The organism is Mesorhizobium sp. M7A.F.Ca.CA.002.15.2.1 (assembly GCF_003998715.1).
GTDB lineage: Bacteria > Pseudomonadota > Alphaproteobacteria > Rhizobiales > Rhizobiaceae > Mesorhizobium > Mesorhizobium ciceri.
In genome coordinates this window covers 1-8,977 of sequence record NZ_RZPI01000167.1, presented here as the reverse complement: position 1 = coordinate 8,977, position 8,977 = coordinate 1, and the positions used below count along the sequence as shown (strand labels likewise).

The window sequence follows — 8,977 nt, the reverse complement described above, 5'->3', positions numbered from 1 at the left end:
CGCGACAAGGTCGTCGCCTTCATGATCGGCAAGCTCGGCCTGAAATACGACCTCAAGAACATTTTCGACATGCTGCGTTTTTTCTTCCCGACACCGCCGGTGCCGGTGCGCTGGCGCCGCCGCATGCTGGCCTTCGGTTCCGGCGATCCGACACGGGCGATCTGCTCGACGCTGATTGCCGAGGCCTATGGCCAGATCCGCTATCCGATCCTGCCCGAGATCACCCGTGCGCCCGGCCGCGCCTCGGCGCAGTCGAACTATTCGCGCAAGGAAATCCTGCACATCCGCCACCATTCGCTCTACACGCCGCGCGATTTCGACCTGTCGCCCTATTTCCGCATCGTCAAGCCGACGCTGGAATATGGTTTCGACTACCGGGCGGTGACCTGGGACGACAAGCTTGCCGATCCCGGGGCCAAGGCCGCCGAATAAACGCGATCAAATGAGTCCAGCCGCTGCACAGGACCGCTGGCCGGCAGCCGGGCGTCAGTGCTTGCAAGCCGCGGCCCGCACGTCCGAGGGTGTGGCGTCATAACGGCGACGGAACGCCCGGTTGAAATAGGAAAGGTCGTTGAAGCCGGCCTCGTAGGCGATCGCGGTGATGCTGCGTCCGGCATGGCGCGGATCGCCGAGCATGCGATGGGCGCGCGCCAGCCGTTGGGTCATCATGAAATCAATCAAGGATGTGCCATCGCTCTCGAACAGCTTGCGGACGTAGCGGGCCGACAGTCCGTGGCGGGCGGCGACGTCTTGCGCCGACAGGTCGACATGGCCACCATGCGCGACGATATCGGCCTTGATGGCGCGCAAGCGGGCAACGCTGACGCCGCGGCCGCGTGCGATCTGGGCCGCATCCCTGGTCGCGCCCATGGCGAGTGCGGCAAGGTCGAAAACATGTGCCGCCGCAAGGTGGCAGGCCTCCGCAGTCAACTCGTCTCCGACCTCCTGGATCGAGCTGATATAGTCGAGCAACAGCCGCATCGCCCCGCTTTGGGTCGGCAAGGGCCGCATAAGAACCGCGGCCGGATCGCCGATCAGAGGCGAAAGCTGCTTGCGCGAAAAACTCAGATTGACGAAGCGAAACCCGCCGGCGCCGATCAGGTTGAGGCCAACCTCTTCACCGCTCATCATCAGCGCCTGGCCGTTGCCGACCGCCTCCTCGCGGCCGCGATGCTTCATCACACTGCCCCCGTCGAGGGCCGCCAGAAGAACGAAGTCGTCATTGTCGATCAGCGACGACGTACGATGCACCCGGAATTCCGATGAGCTGCCGGTGGCGATGCCGAGGCCTGGCAACGCGCGCACCCGCATGTCGATCTGCGCCGGCGCCAGCGGATCGAGGTCCACCCTCAGAACCGTGCGGCCGTAAACCTCACGCGTGATCTCGACGCGATCCCGCTCCGGAAACATCTCCGTCGCCAGCCTGAATGAGGCTGACGTCCCCATCGTCGCAGTCATCGACACCCCCCATGCCCAAGAGCGCGGTCATATGCGCCGGAGCCTGCAAAACGTCAATCCCGGGCCGTTTTGGCCGCTTTCAGTGCCGTTCTGTCCAAGCTGCCCCCCTTTTATGCCCCTAGTTTGCGGCGCGATTCCGGAACCGGAACCGCATTGGCGGCAATCCAAAGGGGGGCACGATGTTTCATTTGCAACTGTTCAAGACGCTGTCGGCACTGGCTGCGGCAGGGTTCAATCCGCGCATCTATCTGCTGTCGATCGCCTTGGGCAACGCAGTGACCGATCATCGCGAGGCCAAGCTGCCGCCGCGCGCTGCCCGATGATGAGCAGCACCATGAAAAAGAGCATTTTCCTGGCCCTGACCATTGCCCTTGCGGGCTGCCAAACGGGCCAGGTCGACGACAGGCCGGCATCGATCGCGAGCGCGGCCGGCAGCAAGAAGGCCCGGAACGAACCGACGACGGAAACGGCATGCGCCGATGCGGCCAAGAAGGCGGCGAAGGCGCAGACCAATGCGGCTCTGCTCGGCGGTGTGCTGTCGATGGCGGGGGGTCTTGGCGGTCTGGCTGGCAATGGTGGGGTCATTGCCGGCCAGGCCGCCTCGATCGGCGGCTCGGTTCTGCAGTCCCAGGCAACGAGCAGTGCCCGGGCCGGCATTGCGGAGGATTGTTATGGCTGAGCGGCGTTTCGTAGCCATGCGCCGGCTGGCCGGCGCGCTCGCACTTGCCGGCATGATCTTCGACAGCCCGCCTGCCTTGGCGCTGACAGCGCGGGATGCGTCGGCGGTCGTCGGCCTGATCGAGGCCTTGCAGCCCGAATTCGGTCAGTTCGCCTATGACGAGGAGATCGCCGCCGACTGGTACGAGCGCGATGCCGCGGACAAGGGCTTGATCGGCAGCGCCGGTTTCACCGCCGACAGCTGGAAGGTCGCGCTTGGAGAGACCATGCGCGGGTTCCTGGCGACGATGCCGGTCGCAGAACTCGATGCCATTTTCGCCAAGCTCAGAAATGCCATATCCGGCATGAGGGAGCTGACCGAGGCACAGAAGACGGAGACCATCGCCGCGATCGACGAAGAGGACGAAGGCTTGATGGCCTTGCGGGCCGAGGGTGACCCCTTCGCCGATGTCGTCAGGCCGCTGACGCCAAAAATCCGCAGCCTCATCCTCGGCCCGGCGATGGGGCAATAGGAGGTTGGGCAACAGGAAACGGGTGGCCGGAAAAGCAACTCCGGGCGGGAGCCTCGAGGCCGAACATCGCGATATTTTTCCAGCCACGGCACGTGCCGGGCGAGGCAGCCCGATCGCGATGCTGATCTGCCTGCTGGCCTCCGGCTGCAGCCAGACGGCCGCCAGCCCGCCGATCACGCCAGACCAGCATGCGCAATTGGCGGAGTTGGCGGCCGGCCCGGACTCGCCGGCAGGTCTTGGCGAGGCCCTGGCTGCAGTCGAGGCGACCAGGAAAATGCAGGACTGCCGGGCGCGTATGAACGAGACGGTCGGGCAGATGAAGACGATGGGCGCCGTCAATGGCGCGGTCGGCGTCGCCGGTCGCATGGCGGGTCCGGGGGGCAAGACAGCGGCAAAAATGGTGGCGGTCGGCACTGCCAGGGTCGTGCGCGGTAAGCTCAGCCACCAGATGCAATCGTGCTGAGACGATTGACGCGGTGCCTGGTCAGGCCGGCAGCGGCCGCTGTCCTTTCGCGGCGGCGGGCGTATCAGGCCTCGCCCCGGCATCTCGCGCGTGCGGCCCGATCGGCATGATTGCCGGAAATGGCGTCGCGCCAAAGGCAAACGTCCATTTGTAGCCGATCAGGCCATCCTCCGGCGTCGTGTGCTGGTCGTGATGGGCGAGCAGCTTGGCGCGGTCGGCGAGATCCTCCGCCTCGCGCCGCACCATTTCAGCCGTCTCCGGCCGCATCCGCCTGGAGAAGCTGACGAAGGTCGCTTCCTTGTCGATATGGGTGATGGCCCAGCCGATGAAATTCTTGTTGGTCATCTCGAACAGCGGCCTGAGCGGCCCTTCGAAGTTCCACTGGATCGGCGTCTCGACCAGCAGTCTCGCCGAGAGACCCCGTCCGAGCGCGATCAGGCCGAGTTCCTCGAGATCGCGCAGATAGAGGAACATCGAAGCCTCGCTCAGGCCTTGCGAGCGCATGATGCCTTCGGGCGTGAACTTTTCTGACAGCATGACGAAGATGAACAGCAGCGCCGGCCGGCTGGCGAGCTTGCGCTCGATCTCCGGCGCGATGTGGTTGACCGGCCCAGGCCCCCGGTTCATCGAGCCGAGCACGTTTTCCAGTTCGACACCGGCCGCAGCGCAAATCTCCATCAGCCGGTCGAGCTTGCAATTGCGCTCATGGAAGATACGCTTCACCGTCGGTTCGGAAACGCCCATGCGTTCGGCCAGCGCGCGATAGGTGACGCCCTTCGCCTTCAACGTCCGCTTCAGCGCCTGGAAGATCAGACCGTTCATTGGATGCACCTCTTGTCGCTAGTTTCGTATCGATATTCGATACTAGCGGCGTCAGGCCTTTCCGAAAAGTATCGAAAGCCATAGCTCTGCCTCGTCATCTCAGGAGAGCAGTCATGAACACCCTCATCACCTCAACCTTTATCGCCGTCATCGGCATTGCCGCAGTGCCCGCCGCGGAGGCCGGCGAACTCTGGCGCGCCACCGGGCTCGAACAGCCGGAATCGGCCCTGTTCGACGCCGCTGACAATCGCATCATCGTTTCCAACATATCAGGCAATCCCGGCGAGGCCGACGGCAACGGTTATCTCTCCGTGCTGTCGCTGGACGGCAAGACGGTCACCCAGCACTGGACCGACGGCATGGACGCACCCAAGGGCATGGCGATCTCGGGCGGCAAGCTCTATGTCGCCGACATCACGAAAGTCCGCGTCGTCGACCTCGCCAGCGGCAAGCTGGTCGCCAGCATCGCGGTGCCGAACGCGGTCTTCCTCAACGACATGACATCGGACCAATCCGGCAAGGTCTATGTCACCGACATGCTGGCCGACGCCATCTACCGCATCGATGGCGACCGGCCGGAGCTGTTCGTCAAGGACGGGGCATTGGCTTCACCCAACGGCATCTTCGCCGATGGCGGCCGATTGATCGTCGCCTCCTGGGGCAAGGGCATCAAGCCCGACTTCAGCACGACGGAGCTTGGCGGCCTGCTGTCGGTCGACATCGCCAGCAAGGTGGTTTCGCCCTTGCCGGCCGCCCAGAAATTCGCCGATCTCGACGGCGTCGTAGCCATCGGCGGCACCATCTATACCACCGCCTACATGACCGGCAAGCTCTACCGCCATCATGCGGGCGGCGCGCCGGAGGTGGTGGCGCAGTTCAAGCCGGGCAGCGCCGACATCGGCGCCGATGGCAAGTCGATCCTTTATGTGCCGTTGATGAACGAAGGCGAGGTTGTGGCGCTGAAGCTCGATTGAGAGCCATGATCGGCGCCTCAGGGCAGAGCTGCGAGACGTTCGCCAACGGCCGATGGACTGTCGTTAGTCGGCGAGGATCGTATTGTGGCCAATTAACGACGTCCCCGGATCGGCCCACCTTGTGCCAAGCGCCAATAGCCGACATTGCCGAGCAGATATTTTGATCTCGCCTTTGGGCCGGGAGCGGAACGTCCGGTTCGGGACGTGCTTGTGGCGAAGCTTCCGTCGCCACCGGTTCACCGCCGCCGGCGACCATACAGCGCGGAAGTCGCGTATCCCGATCGCTAGAGCACCCCGATACTGCGGAGCAAGGCTTGTAGTTCGGCCTCGACACCTGCCGCCCGCAGGACGGCATCCCGATTAATCCGGCGCGCCAGGTTGGCGCGCGTCATGGGCTTTTTGTATTCCGGCCATTCCTTTTCGAGCGCCTTAACCGCCCCCGGCGTATCGGGCGGGCGGTTGGCCGCCTTGCCCTCCAGATGGCGCAGCAGCATTGCCTCAAAGCAGGGCCGTTGCCAGAGAATCGTGATTCCGTTGTCGGCCGCGAGCTTGCGCGTTCGCTCGGCGCGCTGCGGATCGCGCTCGGCCTGGTCAAAATCCAAAAGCGCGAAGCGTTCCGCGGGCGCACGGCGTTTTCTCTGGAGCAGCTTCAGGCGCAGCACCGCCATCTCGATACGCGACAGCGGATCGCCGGTCCCCGGCCCCAATTCGTCAACGTGCAGGTGCACCGGCAAATTGGCATCGCGGATCAGATCTTGCAGAAAGCCGGCATAACCGACTTCTGACGCTCCCTCGCAGCCAATATAAACCGGACGGCGAAGCTCGATATATGGCGGGCGACGACGGCTCATCCGAGGTGTGGAACCCCGCCGTATGCACCGCTCAGATATTTGCGGTAATGGTTCTCGTCGCGGCGCACCTTCACGTCCATGAGGCTGTAAAGGTGGCTGCGGCCCTGCCGGTCCTTCTCGCAGATCACGATTTCCTCCTTGTTGAGGTCATCGAGCAGCGAGGCCGAATGGCAGGAGAGCCATAGCTGCGCGTCGAACTTGTTACGTCCCGAGGCCGCATAGAACCAGCGCACCAGCTCGGGCAGCATGTTCGGGTGAATGGCCGCGTCCATTTCGTCGATCGCGGCGATCCCGCCGGTATCGAGTGCGCTCATGATGAAAGGGAACATCTTGATAAAGGCCCGCGTGCCGTGGCTTTCCATCAGCCAAGGCATTTCGACCGCAAGACCCGCGTGCTTAAACAGCAGCAGCGGCCCGTTGTCCGTATGCTGAAAGCGCATCCCTTCCACACCCACATCTATGCGGCTTAGCTCATCCTTCAGCCGCGAGACGACGTTGGGCTGGTTCTTTAGATAGTCGATCACGTCGCGATCGACGAAGGAGTGCACAGGCTCAATTTGGAAGAAGGCCTTGCGCGCCGTATCCACAAGAAGCTGCGCGGTCGGGTGCTGGAATTTCGCGAATGATGACAGCACCGTGTGATTGCCGGCGAGCGTCTTCACGAGGTGCTGGAAGCCCGAGAGGCTGAAGGTTTTAGAGTCCTTCACCTTGCCCTCGGCATCGCGCTCATAGACGCGCTGCCATTTCCCTTGGCCGTTCGGCCTCTGGCGCAGCGACTCGGACGCGATCCGCACCGCGAGCCCTTCTTTGAGTTCGATTTCCAGTTCGTAGCGGTAAGTGCCTTGCTCGACCTTTTCGCCGCTCGTGGCGCGCTGAAAGACTTCCGGCGTCAGGTTTATGATGCCGCCCAGCTCGATCGCGAACCGGATCGGCCGACTGCCGGGTTCCACGTCGTTGAACCGCTCGATGCCAGCGAAGCCTGGCACCGTGCGCGCTACGCTGTCGCGGATCATCGTCACGACGAATTCGAGCGCGCGCAGCACCGTCGTTTTACCCGAGGCGTTCGCGCCATAGAGGGCGACGACCTTCGGCGCGCGCACGTCCGCACCCTCGAAGATGGGGGCATAACGGCCTTCAGGATCGGGCACTTTTCCATCCACCGACAGGTCGAGCACCTGCGGATCGCGGATGGAGAAGAAGTTTTCGACCTCTAGCTTGTAGAGCATGGGATACCTCACTTGGGGATATAATAGAATCTATAACGATATTTCGTCAATAATTCGATTACAGGATCGCTTCATGCTCACCGAGGATTGAGCATTGGCGGCGCAACGTGGATGGATGCCAGCTTTCGGAATCGGAGGTTGGTTCTCGAAATGACCAAAAAGAGGCGCAGTGCGGTTGTTCACGTCGCGCCGTGCGTGAGTCAGCTCAACGTCAAGAAGTTGGCATTCAACAGGTGGACACCTTGTCCTGACTATGGCCACCGGCCGGCAAATCCCGGCCCCTACCCCGCCTCCAGCTTCCCTTTCAGCTGCGCCCGCGCATCCTTGATCGAGGCGGCGTAGGTCACCAGCGGGCGCTTGACGCCGTGGGTGATCAGCATGCGTCGGATCTGCGGCGCGGCACCCGATATGATGAAGCGGACACCGGCGCGTTTCGCCTTGTGGGCGGCGCCTTCGATGACGTTGGCCGCCGTCGAATCGAAGAACGGTACGGCCGAGCAGTCGAGGATGAAGTTCCTGCGCTGGTCGGCTATGCGGTCGAGCACGGTGCCGACGGTCGATGCGGCGCCGAAGAAGAAGGCGCCCGAAATGCGATAGACGACGGTGTCGGCGTCGGTCGCCTCGCTGGCATCGTAGGCCTTGGTGCTGTCGGCGACATCCTCCTGCACCAGCGGCTGATCGGCCTCGACCGCAATCGACTTGGCCATGCGGTCGATGAACAGGATCGACCCCAGCACGAAGCCGACGACGATGCCTTCGGTGAGATCGCGGAAGATGACGAGCAGAAAGGTCGCCATCAGCACCAGCGCATCGCCGCGCGAGGCACGCAGCAAGGTGGCGAAGGCCTGTTTCTCGAACATATTCCAGCACACGACCGCCAGCACGCCGGCCAGGGCGGCGAGCGGGATATAGCTGGCGAGCGGCGCCGCCACCAACATCAAGGCGAGCAGGATGGCGGAGTGGACGATGCCCGAAACCGGTCCGTGGGCGCCGGCCCGCACATTGGTCGCCGTGCGGGCGATGGTGCCGGTGGCGCAGATGCCGCCGAACAGGGCGGATGCGATGTTGGCGAAGCCTTGCGCCACCAGTTCGCAGTTGGAACGATGCCGGCGGCCCGTCATCCCGTCGGCGACCACCGCCGAAAGCAGCGATTCGATGGCGCCCAGCAAGGCGAAGGCAATGGCATCCGGCAGCACGTCAATCATCCTGTCCAGGCTGATCGGCGGCAAAGCGGGCATTTGCAGGCTGCGCGGTATACCGCCAAAGCGGGTGCCGATCGTCTCCGCCGGCAGTGCGAGAAGCGCCACGACCAGCGATGCCAGCCCGATGGCGATGAGCATTGCGGGCCATGTCGGCCGCCAGCGCTTCAGGCCGGCGATGGTGGCGACGGTCAACACCGCCACGAAGGTCGCCGCCGGGTTGATGGTGCCGGCCGCCTCGCCGACCGCGATCAGCTTCGGCACCAGCGGTCCGGGCTCCTTGCCGGCAAGCTTCAGCCCGAACAGTTCGACGATCTGTCCGGAAAAGATGATGACGGCGATGCCGGCGGTGAAGCCGACCGTCACCGGATAGGGAATGAACTTGATGTAGGTGCCGAGACGGAGATAGCCGATGGCGAGCAGGAAGACCCCTGCCATCATCGTTGCCAGCAGCAGCCCGTCAATACCGACCCGGGCAACCGTCGCGGCCACCAGCACGATGAAGGCGCCGGCCGGGCCGCCGATCTGGAAGCGGCTGCCGCCGAGCGCCGAAATGATGAAGCCGCCGACGATCGAGGTGTAGAGGCCGCGCTCGGGCGTGACTCCCGAGGCGATCGCGATGGCCATCGACAAGGGCAGCGCGACAATGGCCACCGTCAGCCCGGCAATGGCGTCCGCCTTGGCGTCGGCGAAGGTGTAGCCCTCGCGCCAGACCGTCACGAGCTTTGGCGTGAACAATTCGGGAAATGTCGGCTTTGCCGACTGGTGGGCCGACCTTTGGGCCGATCTGGGGG

General features: G+C 63.8%; 10 protein-coding genes and 1 pseudogene. 6 read left to right on the top strand and 5 right to left on the bottom strand.

From position 1 onward, the window contains the following. A pseudogene (locus ENZ74_RS12235) lies at positions 1-432 on the top strand (lipo-like protein); the annotation flags it as partial. A gap of 54 nt (positions 433-486) precedes the next feature. On the opposite strand, the gene ENZ74_RS12230 reads toward ENZ74_RS12235, so the two are convergent. Further along, positions 487-1,458, bottom strand: coding sequence for an AraC family transcriptional regulator (locus ENZ74_RS12230; RefSeq protein ID WP_013528662.1), 972 nt, complete (start codon positions 1,456-1,458; stop codon positions 487-489). Positions 1,459-1,637: 179 nt separating this feature from the next. Here ENZ74_RS12230 and ENZ74_RS12225 point away from each other — a divergent pair, with 179 nt between their 5' ends. The 4 genes from ENZ74_RS12225 to ENZ74_RS12210 are packed head-to-tail and all read left to right on the top strand — an operon-like array spanning position 1,638 to position 3,111. Then, positions 1,638-1,781, top strand: coding sequence for a hypothetical protein (locus ENZ74_RS12225; protein WP_082826609.1), 144 nt, complete (start codon positions 1,638-1,640; stop codon positions 1,779-1,781). An 11-nt stretch (positions 1,782-1,792) separates the two neighbouring features. Next, on the top strand, positions 1,793-2,137 hold the full coding sequence (locus ENZ74_RS12220) for a hypothetical protein (protein ID WP_013528664.1): 345 nt from the start codon (positions 1,793-1,795) through the stop codon (positions 2,135-2,137). Further along, positions 2,130-2,648, top strand: coding sequence for a hypothetical protein (locus ENZ74_RS12215; protein WP_063169641.1), 519 nt, complete (start codon positions 2,130-2,132; stop codon positions 2,646-2,648). Before ENZ74_RS12220 ends, ENZ74_RS12215 begins: the two co-directional genes overlap by 8 nt. A gap of 22 nt (positions 2,649-2,670) precedes the next feature. Next, the gene (locus tag ENZ74_RS12210) at positions 2,671-3,111 is read left to right on the top strand and encodes a hypothetical protein (protein WP_063169640.1); all 441 of its coding nucleotides are present in this window, start codon (positions 2,671-2,673) and stop codon (positions 3,109-3,111) included. A 21-nt stretch (positions 3,112-3,132) separates the two neighbouring features. Here ENZ74_RS12210 and ENZ74_RS12205 read toward each other — a convergent pair whose 3' ends face one another. Continuing rightward, positions 3,133-3,933: a helix-turn-helix transcriptional regulator gene (locus tag ENZ74_RS12205; RefSeq protein WP_063169639.1), complete on the bottom strand. Its 801-nt coding sequence runs from the start codon at positions 3,931-3,933 to the stop codon at positions 3,133-3,135. A gap of 113 nt (positions 3,934-4,046) precedes the next feature. Between ENZ74_RS12205 and ENZ74_RS12200 the strand changes: the two genes are divergently transcribed. After that, a complete protein-coding gene (locus ENZ74_RS12200) occupies positions 4,047-4,907 on the top strand; it encodes a hypothetical protein (protein ID WP_063169638.1) in 861 nt (286 codons plus the stop codon). A gap of 284 nt (positions 4,908-5,191) precedes the next feature. On the opposite strand, the gene ENZ74_RS12195 is transcribed toward ENZ74_RS12200, so the two are convergent. The 3 genes from ENZ74_RS12195 to ENZ74_RS12185 all read right to left on the bottom strand — a co-directional run. Then, a complete protein-coding gene (locus tag ENZ74_RS12195; RefSeq protein WP_063169637.1) occupies positions 5,192-5,758 on the bottom strand; it encodes a hypothetical protein in 567 nt (188 codons plus the stop codon). Then, complete coding sequence (locus tag ENZ74_RS12190; RefSeq protein WP_063169636.1) at positions 5,755-6,984, bottom strand: AAA family ATPase; 1,230 nt, start codon at positions 6,982-6,984, stop codon at positions 5,755-5,757. Before ENZ74_RS12190 ends, ENZ74_RS12195 begins: the two co-directional genes overlap by 4 nt. 281 nt (positions 6,985-7,265) lie before the next feature. Then, positions 7,266-8,977: SulP family inorganic anion transporter (locus ENZ74_RS12185; protein ID WP_245470948.1), on the bottom strand; the 1,712-nt coding region annotated here is incomplete at its 5' end.